A 17,109-nucleotide genomic window follows, 5' to 3' on the forward strand; every position below is an offset into this window, starting at 1 on the left:
TTGTGTCTGACACAAGCGTCTTAAAAGAAACCATCTCAACCCGCGCCCAAACAGAACCGGCGCGGGTTGGCGATTATTTCGCGCTGCTGAAGCCGCGCGTGATGTCGCTTGTGGTTTTTACGGGATTGGTTGGCATGGCTGTTGCTCCGGGCACCCTGCATCCTGTCCTCGCCTTTACGGCATTGCTTTGTATTGCAGTTGGCGCCGGCGCATCCGGTGCCATTAATATGTGGTATGACGCGGATATCGACGCAATTATGGACCGCACACAAGCGCGTCCGATCCCGGCAGGGCGAGTAACTGCCAACGAAGCGCTCGCTTTTGGAACGGCGTTGTCTGTTGCTTCCGTTGTCTTGATGGGGCTGGTGATCAATTATGTGGCGGCTATTCTTTTGGCCGTCACCATTGCCTTTTATGTTTTCGTTTACACCATGTGGCTGAAACGGCGTACACCGCAAAATATCGTAATTGGCGGTGCGGCAGGTGCATTCCCTCCAATGATTGGCTGGGCAGCTGTTAGCGGTGATGTAAGCGTTGAATCCATGGTTCTGTTCGCAATTATCTTTATGTGGACGCCGCCGCATTTCTGGGCGCTGTCGCTCTGGCGCGATATTGACTATGCAAAAGCCGGTGTCCCCATGCTGCCTGTTGTGGCAGGCCGTGAGGCGACACGCAAACAAGTGGTTCTATACAGTATCCTGCTATTCCCAGTAGCTATCATGCCGTATTTTCTCGGATATGCCGGGATCTTCTATGGTTTCGGTGCGACAATTTTGAGCGGTCTATTTATCCTGGGAGCGATTAAAGTTTTTGCTAAGAAGGATGAGAGCAGCGCCAAGCAGCTCTTTGCCTATTCCATTTTGTACCTCTTTTTACTATTCGCCATTCTTCTAGGCGAAAGTCTGGTGAAGGCCGTTGTTTAGTATGTCAGATGATGATCGAAAGAAAAAACTGCGCACCCGGAACTGGATTGTCGGTGGCATTCTGTTGGCGTTGGTTGTGTTATTCTACCTTATTACTGTCGTCAAAATGACAGGCGCGTGAGAAAATGAAGGATACGCAGACAAAATCGAAACGGTTGGCTCTTGTTCTGGTTAGTGTTGTGGCTGGAATGGTTGGGCTCGCCTATGCGTCGGTACCATTATATGATCTTTTCTGCCGGGTAACCGGTTATGGCGGCACTACGCAGCAGGCAAGTATGGCACCGGATGTCGTTCTGGATCGCACCATAACAATAGAATTTGATGCTAATACCAGCCGTGGCATGCCGTGGGACTTCAAACCGGTTCAGCATAAAGTGACGTTGAAGGTTGGCGAAACCGGACTGGCATTTTATGAAGCCTATAACCCGACTGACAAGATCATCAAAGGAACGGCAACCTTTAATGTGACGCCGCAAAAAGTTGGCCAGTATTTTACGAAGATTGATTGCTTCTGCTTTACCGAGCAGGTCTTGAAGCCCGGTCAACGGGTTGATATGCCGGTAACGTTTTTTGTTGATCCGGAGATTGATCAGGATCCGAATGCCAAAGAAGTAGCCGTTATCACGCTTTCTTATACTTTTTTTGTAAATGAGGATGAGGAAGAAGAAGTGGATGTTTCCGCTAAAGCTGAGAAAAAGCCGGTTAATGTCAATTAGCCGGTTGGACGTTAAGTAACTATAAGCTGGAGGGGATCCGGCGATTTGCAGGAGTTAGAGAATGGCAGATTCACACGCCAAACAACATGATTATCACTTAGTGGACCCAAGTCCGTGGCCGGCGCTGGCGTCGATTGCTGTATTTGCCACCGCCATTGGCGCGGTAATGTGGATGCATGAAGCCTCCGGCGGCATGGCGATATTCATTATTGGATTTGTTATCCTTTGTTATACGGCTTTTACCTGGTGGAAAGACGTGGTCAAGGAAGGTGAGCATGAAGGTCATCACACACCGGTTGTGCAACTTGGCCTGCGCTATGGCATGATCATGTTCATTGCCTCGGAAGTGATGTTCTTCGTTGCCTGGTTCTGGGCCTATTTTAATGCTGGATTATTCCCCACAGAAGTCGGTGGCGGTGTTTGGCCTCCAGAAGGAATTCAAACCTTCAACCCTTGGCATATTCCGCTGCTGAATACGATTATTCTGCTGCTGTCCGGAACCACGGTTACCTGGGCGCATCATGCGTTGCAGCATGGCGACCGCAAAGGCCTGGTTCAGGGGCTTGTCCTGACGGTTATTCTAGGTGCCAGCTTCACCGCTGTTCAGATTTATGAGTATAGTCACGCTGCCTTTGGCTTTACCGATGGTATTTACCCGTCAACATTCTATATGGCCACTGGGTTCCATGGTGCGCATGTGTTTATCGGAACGGTATTCCTGTTGGTCTGCTTGTTCCGAGCCATGAAAGGTCATTTTACGCCGACGCATCATTTCGGTTTTGAAGCGGCCGCCTGGTACTGGCATTTTGTTGACGTGGTTTGGCTGTTCCTTTTCTTCGCCGTTTACTGGTGGGGTGCAGGACCAGAATGGACCTAACCTAAAATACGAATGCCGCATTCGTATGGAAAATCTATTTCCCCTTTGCGCGCCGGGCTTACCTGCAAATGCCCGGTCTGCGGAAAGGGGAAACTTTTTAAGGGCTTCCTAGATCTCCAGGAAGCCTGCTCTGTTTGTAACCAGAATTTTGCGGTTGTTAATAGTGGGGACGGCCCGGCCGTGTTTATAATCCTGATTGTCGGTTTTATCGTCGCGGGACTGGCGGTCTGGACAGAATTTACTTTTAGTCCGCCTTACTGGTTGCAATTGACAATCTGGTTGCCGACCATATTTATTCTCTGTATTGGTCTGCTAAGACCATCCAAGGCTTATCTGATTGCCTTACAATTCAAACATAAAGCCAGCTCGGAAATTAGGCGTTACTAGTCATGAAAAAATTTTCACCCGGACTTCTCCCGACATTGATAACCGTGCCGGTTGTTGTAATTCTGCTGGCGCTGAGCGTCTGGCAGGTTAATCGCTATGTCTGGAAGGTCAATCTGGTCGAGCAAATCAATACGCAACTGGCAGCAGCGCCTGTGCCTCTTCCATCCGGAGACATTGTGCCTGAAGACTGGCAGTATCGCCGGGTCAGTGTGACCGGTGTCTTTGATCATGAAAGCGAACTGCATTTGTTCTCTCATGCTGACAAGGGACGTAAAGGTTTTCAGGTTATCACGCCTTTCAGGCGCAGCGCTGAAGGGGATGTTGTTCTCGTCAATCGCGGCTGGGTACCGGAAACCCGTAAAGACGCCTCTGCCCGGACCGCAGGTCTGTTGGAAGGTGAAGTTACCATCAACGGGATCGCGCGCAAGCCATGGGCCAAGGGTTGGTCCTTTATGCCGCAAAGTAATCCAGAAACAAATGTTTGGCTGTATGGTGAATTGCAAGCCATGGGGGACCATATCGGTGCCAATGTTGCCCCTGTCTTTGTTGAAGTCGACGCCACGGACGTTCCTGGCGGATTTCCCATTGGCGGGCAAACCCGGGTGACATTGCCTAACAATCATTTTCAGTATGCCTTTACCTGGCTTGGCCTGGCAATTGCCATGATCGTCATATTTGTGCTGTATGGCGTTAAACGTGGGCGACTGAATGGCGATAAGTGAGAGGGCCATGTCTGCTTATGATCAACTGGAACTGAAATTCTCCCGGCAGTCAGCGCTTTCCGGTGCCATGGCTATGCTGCACTGGGACAGTGCCGTTATCATGCCCGATGGTGGCAGCGGTGCTCGCGCAAATCAACTGGCGACATTGGGTGTTCTGGCTCATGACTTGCTGACCGATCCGGGCATTGGTGATCTGCTGGATGAGGCAGAAGCCGATCGCGGCGGTCTTAACGACTGGCAACAAGCGAACCTTCGGGAAATGCGGAATGGCTGGCGTCACGCAACTGCCGTGGATGCGGATTTGGTAGAGGCCCATTCCCATGCGACCTCGGCTTGTGAAATGCGGTGGCGCGCGGCGCGCGAAGAGAATGATTTTGCCAGCCTTATCCCATCGCTTGAAGAAGTGGTCGACCTGACCCGTCAGATAGCGGTCGCCAAGTCAGAGGCGTTTCAGGTTTCACCTTATGATGCACTGCTGGATCAATATGAACCTGGATGTGTCTCCGCGACAATTGATACATTGTTCAACGATCTGGGTGCCTTTCTGCCGGACTTTTTGCAACATGTTCTTGAGCGCCAGAAAAGCCAGCCGGATTTAATTTTGCCTGCAGGACCATTTGCCATTGAAACCCAAAAACAGGTTGGCCATGATTTTATGGAAGCACTTGGTTTTAATTTTGATCACGGGCGCCTCGATATCAGTCATCATCCTTTTACCGGTGGCATCCCCGATGATGTCCGCCTTACCACACGATACGTTACAGAGGATTTTACCCAGAGCCTGATGGGAACGTTGCATGAAACGGGGCATGCCCTTTATGAACAGGGGCTTCCGGCAGCATGGCGATCGCAGCCCGTCGGACTGGCGCGTGGTATGGCACTGCATGAAAGTCAGTCTTTGCTTGTGGAAATGCAATTGTCTCGTGGTGAAGATTTTCTGTCTTATGCTCTGCCAAAAATGAAGTCAGCCTATCAGGGGTCGGGCGCCGCTTGGGACCTTCAAAATTTGCAACAGTTATATTTGAACGTTAAACCAGACATGATCCGTGTTGACGCCGATGAAGTGACGTACCCGCTGCATGTCATTTTACGCTATCGATTGGAAAAAGCGCTGCTTTCAGGAGATCTTGCAATTGCTGAATTGCCTGGCGCCTGGAACGAACAGATGCAGACCTTACTTGGAGTTACGCCACCAACTGACAGCATGGGATGTCTTCAGGATATTCACTGGCCAAGTGGGGCGATCGGATATTTCCCCACTTATACCATGGGGGCGTTGGCAGCCGCCCAGATATTCCAGGCAGCATTTGACAATGTAGAAAATCTACAGGCTCAAATACGGGTTGGAAGGTTTGACGGACTGGTTACTTGGTTGCGTCAGAATATTCATGAGGTCGGGAGCTCAAAATCGACTAATGAGATATTGCAAGCGGCGACAGGATATGCCCTTCATACGGATGCTTTCAAAGCGCATTTGAACGCCCGCTATCTCCCGTCCTAGGAAAATCATGAAAATATAAGGGAGCGGGCGAGCTATGTTGAAGTCTGCGCTTGCGTCGCAGAGGATCATATGCTTACTCTCTCCCGCCTTTTGAGTTAATTATTGGAGAAGAATGGTGCGCTATATCAGCACGCGCGGCGAGGCGCCGGTTCTGAGTTTTGATGAGGTTGTCCTGACAGGGCTGGCCCGCGATGGCGGATTGTATGTCCCCGAAACTTGGCCCCAATTTTCGCAGGACGAAATTCGCAGTCTCGCCTCCATGAACTATGCCGATGCAGCAGCATTTCTGCTCTACCCGTTTATTGGCGACGCAATTTCAAAATCTGATTTTACAGCCATGACGACGAAAGCCTACGCCAGCTTTTCCCATCAGGCAGTTGTGCCCCTCAGCCAGCTCGGACCTAACGAGTTTCTGATGGAACTTTATCATGGCCCGACACTGGCATTTAAGGATGTGGCACTGCAGCTTTTAGGGTTGCTGTATGATCATCTATTGGGGAGCCGGGGGAAACGGGTGACAATCGTCGGCGCCACCTCTGGCGATACAGGTTCTGCGGCTATAGACGCTTGTCGGGGCCGGGATGCGGTAGATATCTTTATTCTGCATCCAGCAGGACGTGTTTCTGAAGTGCAGCGGCGGCAGATGACAACGGTCCTCGACAGCAATGTGCATAACATTGCTGTTGAAGGAGATTTTGATGATTGCCAGGCCATGGTCAAAGCCATGTTCAATGACCTTGCTTTCAGGGATGAGCTTGCGGTTTCGGCTGTAAATTCAATCAACTGGGCGCGGGTTATGGCGCAGATCGTTTACTATTTTACTGTCGGTGTTAGCCTTGGATCGCCTGATAGGGCTGTTTCCTTTTCCGTGCCGAGTGGTAATTTTGGGGATGTATATGCCGGCTATGCTGCCAGTAAAATGGGGCTACCGGTTGAGCAGTTGATCGTTGCCACAAACCGCAATGATATTCTATCCCGGTTCTTTAATTCAGGAGAATATCGCAAATCCGGTGTCGATCCGACTATCAGCCCAAGCATGGACATTCAGGTGTCCAGCAATTTCGAACGGTTCTTGTTTGACTTGCATGGTCGCGACGGCGTGGCTGTCAGCGATCTTATGAGCAAACTTGATACTGACGGCGGCTTTTCTGTAAATATGTCCTTGCTGAACGAAGGTATTTTTTCCGCTGGCAGTAGCAGTGAGGACGAAACATTACAGACGATCCAGCACACCCTGCAGGACAGTTTAAAGCTCGTGGATCCGCATACAGCGGTGGGTTTGAAGGTTGGCGCGGAATGTCGGAACCATTCAGATGCACCACTTGTCACCTTGTCCACTGCTCATCCAGCCAAGTTCCCTGATGCTGTTGAAAAGGCTACGGGCGTACATCCCGAACTGCCGGGCCATCTGTCCGACTTATTCACTCGCGAAGAGCGATTAGTTCAGCTTCCCAACGACTTAAGCACAGTGAAATCCTATATTAGGGAAAGAGCTCGTATCTTGCAGGCTATCTAAATTGAAAGAAATTCTATGAGTCTAAAAGTATCAACATTGAGTAACGGCCTGCGAGTTATTTCGGACCCGATGCCAGGTCTGGAGACCGCGGCAGTGGGTGTTTGGGTAGATACGGGCGCCCGTCACGAGACCGTGGCGGAAAATGGCATTTCCCATGTTTTGGAGCATATGGCGTTCAAGGGAACTGAAAAAAGGACAGCACTGGAAATCGCCGAGGTAATCGAAGCAGTGGGCGGCCATTTGAATGCTTATACCAGTCGGGATCAGACAGCGTACTTTGCGCGGGTACTCAAAGCCGATGTGCCACTTGCTGTGGATATTCTTGGGGATATCTTGCAACATTCAAGCTTTGATGATGAGGAATTGGGCCGCGAAAAGGAAGTAATTGTCCAGGAAATCGGACAGACCCATGATACGCCAGATGATATAATCTTCGATCATTTGCAGGAAACAGCCTATCCGAATCAACCATTGGGTCGTTCCATACTTGGAACCTCGTCAAAAGTTCGTGGATTCGGCCGGGATACTATCGCGGGCTATATGAAGAAACGATATCTTGCATCGAAAATGGTTCTTAGCGCTTCGGGCGCAATTGATCACGATGAATTGGTCCGTTTGGCTGAACAGGCCTTCATTGAGCTGCCGACAAATGGCGCGACCAATATGGAACGCGCGATTTACAAAGGCGGCGAATTTCTGGAAGGCCGAGACCTCGAGCAAATCCATTTTGCTCTCTCTGTACCTGGCGTAGCCTATGGTGACGATGATTTTTATACGTCCCAGATACTCTCCGGCTTGCTGGGCGGTGGCATGTCATCCCGGTTGTTTCAAGAACTGAGAGAACGGCGAGGCTTGTGCTATTCGGTTTTCAGTTTTGCCTCTTCCTTTGCGGATACAGGGCTGTTTACCGTTTATGCGGGGACAGGAGAAGATCAAATTGACGAATTGAGCACTGTGCTTGCCGATGAGCTTCTCCGGGCAACCGGGAGCATCTTGGATGCAGAGGTCGATCGGGCGAAAGCGCAACATAAAGCAGCCATGTTAATGGGGCAAGAAAGCCCTGCTTCTAGATCCGAGGTATATGCACGGCAGATGCTGATTTTCAACCGTATCATTCCGGCCGCAGAAACCGTTGCCAATATTGATGCCGTTTCCGCCGCCCGTGTTCAGGATTTGGCAGGCAGGTTGTTTACAGGCATTGCGCCAACAATAGCGGCAATTGGCCCCTTGAAATCGGCGACATCGTTTGGGAATATGTCGCAGAAACTAAATTGATAATATTATCGCTTTCGCTCGAAGACACCTGCATCGCGTCGTAATCTGCGCTAGATCAGGGGCGGATGCTGGAGTAGTGTTTATCGAACGGTAGAAATTTGATCTTTGAGGATCCTATGTTAGAACGGCTAACGAATCTTGGCGTAGGCCCCAAAATACAAACAAGGCGTTTATATTTACGAACGCCAAAAATGTCAGATTGGCAAGCCTGGGCGGCTTTGCGATCCGAAAGCCGGCATTTCCTTGTTCCGTGGGAGCCGGTTTGGACGGCGGATACGTTGTCCAAAGCAAATTACCGGTTACGAATGCGTCGCTATTCCCGGGATGCCAGGGACGATATCGGGCACGCATTTTTTATTTTTCAAAAGGAAAGTCATCAAATTATCGGCGGTATAACGCTCAGTAATATTCGCAGGGGTGTCTCGCAAACGGGTACGCTGGGCTATTGGATAGGACAAAGATTTGCGCGTCATGGCTATATGTTTGAAGCACTCTGTGGATTAATCCCCAGCCTTTTTGATCAGTATGGATTGCGGCGTATTGAAGCCGCCTGCCTACTGGAAAATATTCCCAGCTCCGCCTTGCTTGATAAAGTTGGTTTTTCGCGCGAAGGGGTTGCACGGGAGTATCTTTGTATTAATGGTGTTTGGCACGACCATCTGCTCTTTGCCTTCTTGAAGGGCGATACAATCGCACCAAGCAAGGCTTAACGCTATGCGTGGCCGATATCGCCGGACAGTAACGCTGGATCAACACCGAGTTTAGTGACGGCCGCCTGCCATTTCTGATCTAGCGCAGCTCCAAAGACTATATCCATGTCGGGGCTGACAACCAGCCAGCCATTCTGCTGCAGTTCCTGTTCCAGCTGTCCGGGCCCCCATCCAGCGTAGCCAAGCGCCAGGAAGCTGTTATCCGGCCCCGTACCCTTGGCGATGGATTTCAGCATATCAATGGTTGCGGTGAGGGCCATGCCGTCGCCGATCACCAACGTGGTTTCATGAAGCAAGTCCGTTGAATGAACGACAAACCCGCGCTCTGTATCAACCGGGCCACCAAAATGAACTTTGATTTGACTGGCATCGCCAACTTCCGGAATATCAAGCTGTTCCAGCAATTCCGTGAATGAAAGGGCATCGAGTGTTTTGTTCAGGAGGATACCCATGGCGCCAGATTCTGAATGTGCACACAACAGAATCACTGCTCGTTCAAAGCGTGGATCAGACATGGTTGGCATGGCAACCAGCAGCTTACCGTCCAAATATCCGGTCTCTATGGTTTCTTCAGTCATACCCTAAATATATACCCGCTTTACAGGAATTCCCACAAGTTGAACTAATATTGATCAGAATGTGACACATAATCTCTTAATATTGCCTTATATAGGATGAAAATGTCTTTTTTTAAACGGCGAGCGTAATTTGATGAAATTAGTGACTATGTTTCGAAGCGGCTTTTATGTGTCGGTTTTTTTGGCGTTTGCCGGACAAACAGCGCAGGCCGGGTCAGCTTCTGCATGGGAAGAGACCGAACAGTCTAAGATCCGGTTGATATCTGAAGTGGACGGGGTCAAGGGACATAAATCCATTCGCCTTGGATTACAGGTTCAATTGCAAAAGGGTTGGAAGATTTATTGGCGTAGCCCAGGGGATGCCGGAATTCCTCCGCAGTTTGATTGGTCGGGGTCTGTGAATTTCAAGCAGAGTACAATTCATTGGCCTGCACCGGAACAGTTTGATGTTTTCGGCCTGACAACCTGGGGATATCATGATGAAGTTGTGTATCCGATTTCAGTTGAAGTTGAGGATTCGTCACAGCCGCTGGATTTAAAACTCAAACTTTTTTACGGCATATGTGAGCAGGTTTGCATTCCCTATCAACATGAATTTTCTTTGATCCTACCAGCAAATACCGGCGAGCTTTCGGAACAGGCACCGATTATTGAAGAATTTGCCAGTCTTGTGCCCCACACGGTCGGGGACGATTTTTCAGCTATCTCACTGGTTACTGCAGATCTGACCGGTGACACCCGATTTTCTGTTACTGCCGTCGCGAATGCAAAGTTCAAGGACCCTAAAATCGCGTTGGAAGGAAAAGAAGGCATCTTTTTTGCCGTCCTTTCCGACCGAATCTCAGAGGATCGGAAAACTGTTACTTTTGAAATCGAGGCGGATTTACCGACAAAAAAGGAATTGTTGAAGGACCAATTGGTTACGGTGACAGTATTTGACCAGGATTTCGCAAGCGAGGGCACATTAATCATACACTAGGGAATTCGCGCATTATGAATTGAAGGCTTTTTATTTCTGCCGACATGATTATGTTAGAAGCACTTAATTTTTCTAATCTTGGAAACCAATCATAGGAATGTAGATATGACGATACAAGTTGGCGATAAACTTCCAAATGTCGATTTGATGATGATGACCGAAACGGGACCAACTAAAATGTCCGTTGATGATTTATTTGGCGGAAAGAAAGTGGCGTTGTTCGCAGTTCCTGGTGCCTATACGCCGACCTGTTCGGCCAAACATCTTCCGGGATTTGTCGACAATGCGGCGAACCTGTCCGGTAAGGGCGTTGATGATATTGTTTGCCTTTCCGTTAATGACCCTTTTGTTATGGGCGCCTGGGGCAAAGACCATAATGCAGGTAGCGTAAAAATGGTTGCTGATCCGGATGCAGCCTTTACGAAAGCAATGAACGTTGAGTTCGATGCCTCTGGAGCCGGTCTTGGTATTCGCTCGCGTCGGTATTCCATGGTTGTCGACGACGGCACCGTAACGCAGTTAAATTTAGAAGAAACTGGCGGATTTGAAGTTTCTGACGCAGAAACATTGCTCGGCCAGCTTTAATAGCAAATGCGAAAGGGGAAAGCGGCAGCTTTCCCCTTTTATATTTTAAGGAGCAGAGTATGAAATATTTCGTCTATTTGTTCTTGCTCATGATGCCTTTCGGTTTGCTTGGTAATGCGCAAGCTAATGATTTCCATGAAGGTGTCCGTATTCTGGATAGCGGCGATTCCATTGGGGCCCTTACCTATTTCAAGCGATGTGCCGGTGACGGTGAAACCCGGTGTCAGGTTGCCTATGCCAGTTTTCTCGAACGTGGGGAAGGCGTGGCACAAGATTATTCAAAAGCGCTCGAACTCTATCAAAAAGCGGCGGAAAGCGGGGATGCGACTGCCCAGCTTAACTTGGGGGCCTTCTTTGAGAACGGTTATGGCGTAGAGGCTGATTTGAAAGAGGCCGTCATATGGTACAGTCTTGCCGCTCGGCAGGGGCGCGATTGGGCGCTTGCCCGAAAAGATATGCTCATAACCCAGCTTGGATCAGAAGACCTGCTGTTCATTGATAAAAGGCTGGCTGATTATAAATAGGCGTGGAAGCGACTATTTTTTGAATGTTTCCATTCCGGCATTTGCAAGTTGATCGGCCTTTTCATTTCCCGGATTACCCGCATGGCCTTTAACCCATTTCCAGGCAATATCGTGATGCCCGATTGCCTCATCCAGCATAAGCCATAAATCCTTGTTTTTGACGGGTTTTTTTGCTGCTGTTTTCCAGCCATTGCGCTTCCAGTTCGTCATCCATTTCGTTATGCCGTCTTTTACATAGGTGCTATCTGTATGGAGTTCGACTATTGAGCTTTTCTTGAGTGAATTCAACGCCTGAATGGCTGCCATAAGCTCCATGCGGTTATTAGTGGTTTCCTTTTCACCGCCGCATAATTCTTTGGATCTCTCTTTATGGGTTAAAAGAGCCCCCCAACCACCGGGGCCTGGATTACCTGAGCACGCACCATCGGTGTAAATAATAACAGCATCGTTACTCATACTAATTCCTTAGAAATTCCAGACTTGTAGAAGGGCTATCCATTTTTGATGGATTGCCGGTTTCGGCTAATAACATGTCTTTTCAGGTTCGGCAATTCTCGAAATTTTTATATTTTTAACCGAAAATTAGTCCATTTCCCTAATAGTAACCGGTAAGCGCAACGCATGATATTTTTCAATCGATTTGTGGGGTTTGAGTAAAACGGATGCAAAAGAAAATTTTTTCCGCTGAAATAAAACAGTTTTCCAATGGAAATCAACCGGCCACGACAGCTGTTGAAGGCGGGGTGGGCGAACATCATTACGAGCAAATTATGGCGGAAATCAAAGCGCTGCGGAAGCAACTCGGTGTTGAAGAAGAGGTAGAAGAAGAAGCTCCTGTTGAGGAAGGGTCCATGGAAATCATGGAGTTCGTCAACTTGCGCCAGGAATTGCAACAGCTGTCCGAAGTGATCATGGAAACGAAACGGGAAATTGCTTCCCTTCAATCCTCCGCTTCCGGCCAGAAGTTGAATGCAATGTCTGATCAGTTGGACGCTGTTGTTATCGATACGGAAACAGCAACAAACTCAATCCTTGAAGCCGTTGAAATCATCGAAAATAAGAACGAAAGCCTGGAGGTGAACTCCAGTACGCCCGAAGAGGCAGAAATCGTCGAGGGCATCAACGGCGCGATCATGAAAATTTATGAAGCCTGCAATTTCCAAGATATAACCGGGCAGCGCATCACAAAAGTTGTCGGGACCTTAGCTTTTGTTGAAGAGCGGGTTGGCGCCATGATTGATATCCTGGGCGGGGAAGGCGAACTAGAAGAGGTTGAGATTGTTAAGCAGGATGTTCAGCTCGACGACGATATTGAGCTCAACGGTCCGCGACCCGAAGGACATGAGATATCACAGGATGAAATCGATTCTCTTTTCGACTGATTGCCGTCGGAAAAGGTTCTCTCAGTCCAATCCATAAGCGGAAACTGTCTCGACCAGCCTGTGGAACTGGGATTTTTTCAAATACTCGAAAGGATCCTTCGGTTTCACCAACGCACCATCCACTTGGTTCAACCAATCATACAGTCTCGTCAGGAAAAAACGGATTGAAGCGCCTCGGCAAAGAAGCGGCAGGAAACTCAGTTCTTCTTTGGAAAATGGGCGGATAGACCGATACCCATTGAGCAATTTTCGAGCCTTCGTAATGTTAAAGCTTCCGTCAGTTTCAAAACACCAGGCGTTCAGGCAGATGGCAAGGTCGAAAGCAAAAAAATCATTGCACGCAAAATAGTAGTCGATGACGCCACTGACGGCGTCGTTGAGGAAGAAGATATTGTCGGGAAATAGATCTGCATGAATGACCCCACTCGGGAGATCCGACGGCCAATTAGCCTCAAGATATTGCAGTTCACCTTCAATTTCCGACAGCAATTGCGAGGTTAGCTCCACAGGATTTCCGGATTTGCACCCATCAAATAAAGGCCTCCAACTTTCTATTGAAAGTGTATTCTTACGCGATAGTTTAAAATCACTGCCCGCGGTATGCAGTTGTGCTAAGGCGGAGCCAACTAGTCCGCAATGCTGCGGAGAGGCTCGTTTGACGGAGCGACCGTCAAGGAATTCGATAATTGCAGCAGGCCGATTTGCAACTTCTTGCAAAAATTCTCCATTTTTTGCCCGAATTGGTTTTGGAGACATGAAACCACTTGATGCAAGATGTTGCATAAGACCCAGAAAAAACGGCAGATCTTCCTTGCTGACCCGCTTTTCATACAATGTCAGGATATAGAAATTTGTCTCTGTATGAAGTAGATAGTTGGAGTTTTCCACGCCTTCTGCAATTCCCTTGCAAGATAGAGCCTGACCAATATCATACTGAGCGAGTAATCCATCCAGATCCTCGTCAGAGATTTCCGTATAAACCGCCATCTATCCCTCCAGAACACGCGGCATTTTGAAGACAACCTGTTCTTTTTGCGTAACAATTTCCTTGACCTCAATATCATACCGTTTGTCGAAGGCAGCAACTACTTCTTCGACAAGCGTTTCTGGTGCGGATGCGCCCGCTGTAATTCCGACAGTTTTGCAATCCCGTAAGCTATTCCACGGAATATCTGTTGCTCTTTGAACGAGAGCGACCGTCGAACAGCCAGATTTCTGGCCTACTTCAACGAGACGCATGGAATTGGAAGAGTTCGGCGCACCGATAACTAGCAGGCCATCACATTTCTGCGCGAGCACTTTTACGGCGGCCTGTCTGTTCGTCGTGGCGTAACAGATATCTTCCTTTTTTGGGCTTTGGATTTCAGGAAACCGTGCTTTTAAAATATCGACGATATCCTTGGTCTCATCCACTGAAAGCGTTGTTTGTGTCAGATACGCCAATCCCTTATCTTTTTGCTTGGGGGTAAATGCGGCTGCTTCTTCGGTTGTTTCAATGAGAGTGATTTCACCTTCGTGCAGCTGGCCCATGGTACCGATGACTTCCGGATGGCCGCGATGCCCGATCAGAATGACTTCCAAATTATCTTTTTCATGGCGTTCCGCTTCCCGATGGACTTTGCTCACCAGGGGACATGTTGCATCAATATAGAACATCCGGCGGTTTTCTGCCTCTTGTGGGACTGATTTTGCGACCCCATGTGCTGAAAAGATGACCGGAACATCTTTGGGGACATCAGAAAGCTCATCAACAAAAACCGCCCCTTTGCGCTCGAGGCTTTCGACAACGAAGCGATTATGGACAATTTCATGCCTCACATAAACAGGTGCCCCGTATTTTTCCAGAGCGCGTTCGACAATCTGAATGGCCCGATCCACTCCTGCACAGAAGCCCCTTGGCGCTGCGAGTAATAGGGTCCGTTTAAGGTGTTCCATATGGCACTCTCTCCGTTGCTGCCCGGTTGACGAGGCAGCGGGATAGGTAACGTAAGGTAATTACTTAAATACCGTTGCTTGCTAAATACAACAGTACATCATAGATTTGCCGGAGTATTACAATAGTTTATGGCAGAAGACCAGTTTGGGACGAGGAAATTTACCATGGCAGAACCGAAGATAGCGCAAAAGGCCCCCTATAAAATAGATGTGGAAGAGGGAAAAAAATACTTTTGGTGCTCTTGTGGGCAAAGTGCTAAACAGCCTTTCTGCGACGGATCTCATAGTATGACTGAATTTAAGCCCATTCCCTTTTCATCCGACTCAGCGAAAACCGTATTTTTTTGCGGTTGCAAGAAAAGCGGGTCAAATCCGCTTTGTGATGGCACTCACAAAAATTTTTAGTGAAGTTTTACCTGGTGACATATTTTTTCATGAAACAATTTTTTCGTAAATGCCGCTGGTTAGTTATTTCGGCTGCATCTTTATTCTTACTTTCCTGTAGTGGGTCAGTTGACACCAGTATTTTTGATGTATTTGGTGAGTCCAAGCCCCCTTTACCCTGCCCAAGACTTGAAGTCTTACCTGGCACTGACAGCATAACAATCTTTCGAGAAGGCGAAGGGCGTGATTTGGTTGACGTTCGATTTGAAGGTGTTTTGGCACCGGTAAGCGGGCTTTGCCAGTATGTGGATGAAGACACGGCTGTCGTTGTTGAACTTGTTTTACGCATAGGCGCTATCAAAGGGCCCGCCGCGGAAAGCCAGATAGAAGAGTTTCCCTTCTTTGTCGCCATCGCTGAGAGAACCGGGGAAATCATTGCAAAAAAGATTTTCTATAGCCCGATTGAAATACCAGAAGGTAGGCGACGCGGGGCGGTACAAGAAGAAATGGAACAACGGATTCCCCTTACGGGAATTAAAACCGGTGGTGATTATGTCATTATTCTTGGCTTCCAGCTTACAGAAGAACAATTGAAGCTGAAGCAAAGGTCGTCAATCAATTAACTTTCGTTCCATCTGGAAAACTCTTCTGCTGAAATTGCAGATGAGTATTTCAAGATCATTGACTCTTGGCTTTCGATCTCTATTATTCTTGCTACATTCAGACGATCCCAGCGGGAGAGACGGTATTTAGACTGTCGCCGAAGGAGCAACCACCCCGGAAACTCTCAGGCAACCGGACCGCAGGGGGATGAAACTCTGGAAAGCAAATCGCGGTTGCGGTTTCACCGAAGGGGTAAGCGTAGGACGGTACAGAAAATGTGTCGTCTTTCGTCAAATCTCTCAGGTTATAGGACAGAGGGGGCTGCTTCCAACATAGGAAATGTTGGTGCGTAGCAACTCTTGACCTGAACTGAGATTGAAAAATGAGTGATCCTTCGGCGACTGAAAAAACTATCCTTTATGATTTACATGTGGAACTTGGCGCCAAAATGGTCCCGTTTGCCGGCTATGATATGCCGGTCCAGTATCCCGATGGCATTCTTAAAGAGCATCTTGCGACACGAGAATCTGCAGGTCTTTTCGATGTTTCACATATGGGGCAGGTGGTTATCACCGGGGATAGCCCGGCCGCCGCAATTGAGGCCCTGATTCCAGGAGACATACAGGCGTTGGAGGCAGGCGATATGCGTTATAGCTTCCTGACGAATGAAAAGGGCGGAATTCTAGATGACTTGATCGTTACCCGACGGGAACATGATCTCTTTGTTGTTGTCAATGCCGCCTGTAAAGAGCAGGACATCAAGCTGCTAACAGACGGTCTTGCAGGGAAAGCCACGGTTACAGAGCTCACGGACCGGGCGCTCATTGCGCTTCAGGGGCCAAAAGCTGTGGCTATACTTTCCAGTATGGCCCCCGAAGTCGCTTCCATGTCTTTTATGAGCTATCAAGAGGTCACAATCGATGGCGCTCCGTGTTTCGTGACCCGCTCAGGCTACACCGGGGAAGATGGATATGAGATTTCCATTCCCAATGAACAGGCCGTTCAATTAACACGCAAATTGTTGGATCATGAGGGGGTTTCTGCTGTCGGGCTGGGGGCGCGGGATTCCCTGCGGCTTGAGGCTGGCCTTTGTCTTTACGGGCATGATTTGACGGAAAACACGTCGCCTATTTCTGCGGGACTGATCTGGGCAATTAGTAAACGTCGCCGTGAAGAGGGCGGCTTTCCTGGTGCCGCCGTCATCCAGGCGGAAATTGCCAACAAACCAAAAATGAAACGCGTTGGCCTCGTTCCCGAAGGGCGCGCACCGGCAAGAGAGCATACAGAAATAGCTGATTTGGATGGCAATATCATTGGAGAAGTAACATCGGGCGGCTTTTCGCCGTCGTTACAGATGCCAATCGCAATGGGGTATGTCCCACTTGCTTTTGCTGCAGTCGGTACGGACATCAACCTAATTGTTCGAGGCAAGGCGCGACCGGCAAAAGTCGTCAAAATGCCCTTTGTAGAACAACGATATTATAGAGATTAACTAGCACTGGAGTAACGGAA

20 protein-coding genes and 2 riboswitches are annotated in these 17,109 nt (G+C 48.8%); of the genes, 16 read left to right on the forward strand and 4 right to left on the reverse strand.

Annotation, left to right across the window (positions count from 1 at the left end; genetic code table 11):
• Positions 1 to 2: 2 nt before the first annotated feature.
• From cyoE to NBZ79_RS04165, 9 genes are all read left to right on the forward strand, one after another.
• On the forward strand, positions 3 to 923 hold the full coding sequence (gene cyoE / locus NBZ79_RS04130; protein ID WP_251935770.1) for a heme o synthase: 921 nt from the start codon (positions 3 to 5) through the stop codon (positions 921 to 923).
• A gap of 125 nt (positions 924 to 1,048) precedes the next feature.
• On the forward strand, positions 1,049 to 1,639 hold the full coding sequence (locus NBZ79_RS04135; RefSeq protein ID WP_251935771.1) for a cytochrome c oxidase assembly protein: 591 nt from the start codon (positions 1,049 to 1,051) through the stop codon (positions 1,637 to 1,639).
• Positions 1,640 to 1,700: 61 nt separating this feature from the next.
• Complete coding sequence (locus NBZ79_RS04140; protein WP_251935772.1) at positions 1,701 to 2,516, forward strand: cytochrome c oxidase subunit 3; 816 nt, start codon at positions 1,701 to 1,703, stop codon at positions 2,514 to 2,516.
• 12 nt (positions 2,517 to 2,528) lie between these two features.
• Positions 2,529 to 2,903 carry a DUF983 domain-containing protein gene (locus NBZ79_RS19640; protein WP_420854560.1) on the forward strand — a complete coding sequence of 125 codons (375 nt, stop codon included), beginning with the start codon at positions 2,529 to 2,531 and terminating at the stop codon, positions 2,901 to 2,903.
• A gap of 2 nt (positions 2,904 to 2,905) precedes the next feature.
• Positions 2,906 to 3,625: an SURF1 family protein gene (locus NBZ79_RS04145; protein WP_251935773.1), complete on the forward strand. Its 720-nt coding sequence runs from the start codon at positions 2,906 to 2,908 to the stop codon at positions 3,623 to 3,625.
• A complete protein-coding gene (locus NBZ79_RS04150) occupies positions 3,612 to 5,126 on the forward strand; it encodes a carboxypeptidase M32 (RefSeq protein ID WP_251935774.1) in 1,515 nt (504 codons plus the stop codon). The genes NBZ79_RS04145 and NBZ79_RS04150 overlap by 14 nt, the downstream gene beginning before the upstream one ends.
• A gap of 115 nt (positions 5,127 to 5,241) precedes the next feature.
• A complete protein-coding gene (gene thrC / locus NBZ79_RS04155) occupies positions 5,242 to 6,642 on the forward strand; it encodes a threonine synthase (RefSeq protein WP_420854579.1) in 1,401 nt (466 codons plus the stop codon).
• Positions 6,643 to 6,657: 15 nt separating this feature from the next.
• On the forward strand, positions 6,658 to 7,917 hold the full coding sequence (locus NBZ79_RS04160; RefSeq protein ID WP_251935776.1) for a M16 family metallopeptidase: 1,260 nt from the start codon (positions 6,658 to 6,660) through the stop codon (positions 7,915 to 7,917).
• A 116-nt stretch (positions 7,918 to 8,033) separates the two neighbouring features.
• Positions 8,034 to 8,627, forward strand: a complete 594-nt coding sequence (locus tag NBZ79_RS04165; protein WP_256470295.1) for a GNAT family N-acetyltransferase — start codon at positions 8,034 to 8,036, stop codon at positions 8,625 to 8,627.
• Between the two features lie 2 nt (positions 8,628 to 8,629).
• On the opposite strand, the gene NBZ79_RS04170 is transcribed toward NBZ79_RS04165, so the two are convergent.
• Positions 8,630 to 9,205: a YqgE/AlgH family protein gene (locus NBZ79_RS04170; protein WP_251935778.1), complete on the reverse strand. Its 576-nt coding sequence runs from the start codon at positions 9,203 to 9,205 to the stop codon at positions 8,630 to 8,632.
• A gap of 133 nt (positions 9,206 to 9,338) precedes the next feature.
• On the opposite strand from NBZ79_RS04170, the gene NBZ79_RS04175 reads away from it, so the two are divergent.
• The 3 genes from NBZ79_RS04175 to NBZ79_RS04185 all read left to right on the forward strand — a co-directional run bounded on the left by NBZ79_RS04175 (position 9,339) and on the right by NBZ79_RS04185 (position 11,293).
• Positions 9,339 to 10,184, forward strand: coding sequence for a protein-disulfide reductase DsbD domain-containing protein (locus NBZ79_RS04175; RefSeq protein ID WP_251935779.1), 846 nt, complete (start codon positions 9,339 to 9,341; stop codon positions 10,182 to 10,184).
• A gap of 105 nt (positions 10,185 to 10,289) precedes the next feature.
• Positions 10,290 to 10,769, forward strand: a complete 480-nt coding sequence (locus NBZ79_RS04180; RefSeq protein WP_251935780.1) for a peroxiredoxin — start codon at positions 10,290 to 10,292, stop codon at positions 10,767 to 10,769.
• Between the two features lie 59 nt (positions 10,770 to 10,828).
• A complete protein-coding gene (locus NBZ79_RS04185) occupies positions 10,829 to 11,293 on the forward strand; it encodes a tetratricopeptide repeat protein (RefSeq protein WP_251935782.1) in 465 nt (154 codons plus the stop codon).
• A 12-nt stretch (positions 11,294 to 11,305) separates the two neighbouring features.
• Here the strand turns inward: NBZ79_RS04185 and rnhA are convergent, their stop codons facing one another.
• Positions 11,306 to 11,749, reverse strand: a complete 444-nt coding sequence (gene rnhA / locus NBZ79_RS04190) for a ribonuclease HI (protein WP_251935784.1) — start codon at positions 11,747 to 11,749, stop codon at positions 11,306 to 11,308.
• 206 nt (positions 11,750 to 11,955) lie between these two features.
• Here rnhA and NBZ79_RS04195 point away from each other — a divergent pair, with 206 nt between their 5' ends.
• Positions 11,956 to 12,675, forward strand: a complete 720-nt coding sequence (locus NBZ79_RS04195) for a protein phosphatase CheZ (RefSeq protein WP_251935785.1) — start codon at positions 11,956 to 11,958, stop codon at positions 12,673 to 12,675.
• A 21-nt stretch (positions 12,676 to 12,696) separates the two neighbouring features.
• Here the strand turns inward: NBZ79_RS04195 and NBZ79_RS04200 are convergent, their stop codons facing one another.
• Positions 12,697 to 13,662, reverse strand: coding sequence for a homoserine kinase (locus tag NBZ79_RS04200; protein ID WP_251935786.1), 966 nt, complete (start codon positions 13,660 to 13,662; stop codon positions 12,697 to 12,699).
• Positions 13,663 to 14,610, reverse strand: a complete 948-nt coding sequence (gene ispH, locus NBZ79_RS04205; protein ID WP_251935787.1) for a 4-hydroxy-3-methylbut-2-enyl diphosphate reductase — start codon at positions 14,608 to 14,610, stop codon at positions 13,663 to 13,665.
• A 165-nt stretch (positions 14,611 to 14,775) separates the two neighbouring features.
• On the opposite strand from ispH, the gene NBZ79_RS19645 reads away from it, so the two are divergent.
• From NBZ79_RS19645 to gcvT, 3 genes are all read left to right on the forward strand, one after another.
• The gene (locus NBZ79_RS19645) at positions 14,776 to 15,015 is read left to right on the forward strand and encodes a CDGSH iron-sulfur domain-containing protein (protein WP_420854580.1); all 240 of its coding nucleotides are present in this window, start codon (positions 14,776 to 14,778) and stop codon (positions 15,013 to 15,015) included.
• A 29-nt stretch (positions 15,016 to 15,044) separates the two neighbouring features.
• Complete coding sequence (locus tag NBZ79_RS04210; RefSeq protein WP_251935788.1) at positions 15,045 to 15,617, forward strand: hypothetical protein; 573 nt, start codon at positions 15,045 to 15,047, stop codon at positions 15,615 to 15,617.
• Positions 15,618 to 15,718: 101 nt separating this feature from the next.
• A riboswitch (glycine riboswitch) is annotated at positions 15,719 to 15,807 on the forward strand.
• A gap of 3 nt (positions 15,808 to 15,810) precedes the next feature.
• Positions 15,811 to 15,914, forward strand: a riboswitch (glycine riboswitch).
• 65 nt (positions 15,915 to 15,979) lie between these two features.
• The gene (gcvT, locus tag NBZ79_RS04215; protein WP_251935789.1) at positions 15,980 to 17,089 is read left to right on the forward strand and encodes a glycine cleavage system aminomethyltransferase GcvT; all 1,110 of its coding nucleotides are present in this window, start codon (positions 15,980 to 15,982) and stop codon (positions 17,087 to 17,089) included.
• Positions 17,090 to 17,109 lie beyond the last annotated feature (20 nt).

Origin of the sequence: Sneathiella marina, from assembly GCF_023746535.1 — a bacterium.
Classification (GTDB): Bacteria; Pseudomonadota; Alphaproteobacteria; order Sneathiellales; family Sneathiellaceae; genus Sneathiella; species Sneathiella marina.

Bases quoted from the DNA above. Each gene is read 5' to 3' on its own strand.
- NBZ79_RS19640 (WP_420854560.1), top strand. From the start codon at position 2,529: ATGCCGCATTCGTATGGAAAATCTATTTCCCCTTTGCGCGCCGGGCTT.
- NBZ79_RS04180 (WP_251935780.1), top strand. From the start codon at position 10,290: ATGACGATACAAGTTGGCGATAAACTTCCAAATGTCGATTTGATGATG.
- NBZ79_RS04165 (WP_256470295.1), top strand. From the start codon at position 8,034: ATGTTAGAACGGCTAACGAATCTTGGCGTAGGCCCCAAAATACAAACA.
- gcvT (WP_251935789.1), top strand. From the start codon at position 15,980: ATGAGTGATCCTTCGGCGACTGAAAAAACTATCCTTTATGATTTACAT.
- NBZ79_RS04160 (WP_251935776.1), top strand. From the start codon at position 6,658: ATGAGTCTAAAAGTATCAACATTGAGTAACGGCCTGCGAGTTATTTCG.
- rnhA (WP_251935784.1), bottom strand. From the start codon at position 11,749: ATGAGTAACGATGCTGTTATTATTTACACCGATGGTGCGTGCTCAGGT.
- NBZ79_RS04135 (WP_251935771.1), top strand. From the start codon at position 1,049: ATGAAGGATACGCAGACAAAATCGAAACGGTTGGCTCTTGTTCTGGTT.
- NBZ79_RS04170 (WP_251935778.1), bottom strand. From the start codon at position 9,205: ATGACTGAAGAAACCATAGAGACCGGATATTTGGACGGTAAGCTGCTG.
- NBZ79_RS04140 (WP_251935772.1), top strand. From the start codon at position 1,701: ATGGCAGATTCACACGCCAAACAACATGATTATCACTTAGTGGACCCA.
- NBZ79_RS04150 (WP_251935774.1), top strand. From the start codon at position 3,612: ATGGCGATAAGTGAGAGGGCCATGTCTGCTTATGATCAACTGGAACTG.
- NBZ79_RS04185 (WP_251935782.1), top strand. From the start codon at position 10,829: ATGAAATATTTCGTCTATTTGTTCTTGCTCATGATGCCTTTCGGTTTG.
- NBZ79_RS04210 (WP_251935788.1), top strand. From the start codon at position 15,045: ATGAAACAATTTTTTCGTAAATGCCGCTGGTTAGTTATTTCGGCTGCA.
- ispH (WP_251935787.1), bottom strand. From the start codon at position 14,610: ATGGAACACCTTAAACGGACCCTATTACTCGCAGCGCCAAGGGGCTTC.
- NBZ79_RS04175 (WP_251935779.1), top strand. From the start codon at position 9,339: ATGAAATTAGTGACTATGTTTCGAAGCGGCTTTTATGTGTCGGTTTTT.
- NBZ79_RS04200 (WP_251935786.1), bottom strand. From the start codon at position 13,662: ATGGCGGTTTATACGGAAATCTCTGACGAGGATCTGGATGGATTACTC.
- NBZ79_RS04145 (WP_251935773.1), top strand. From the start codon at position 2,906: ATGAAAAAATTTTCACCCGGACTTCTCCCGACATTGATAACCGTGCCG.
- NBZ79_RS19645 (WP_420854580.1), top strand. From the start codon at position 14,776: ATGGCAGAACCGAAGATAGCGCAAAAGGCCCCCTATAAAATAGATGTG.
- NBZ79_RS04195 (WP_251935785.1), top strand. From the start codon at position 11,956: ATGCAAAAGAAAATTTTTTCCGCTGAAATAAAACAGTTTTCCAATGGA.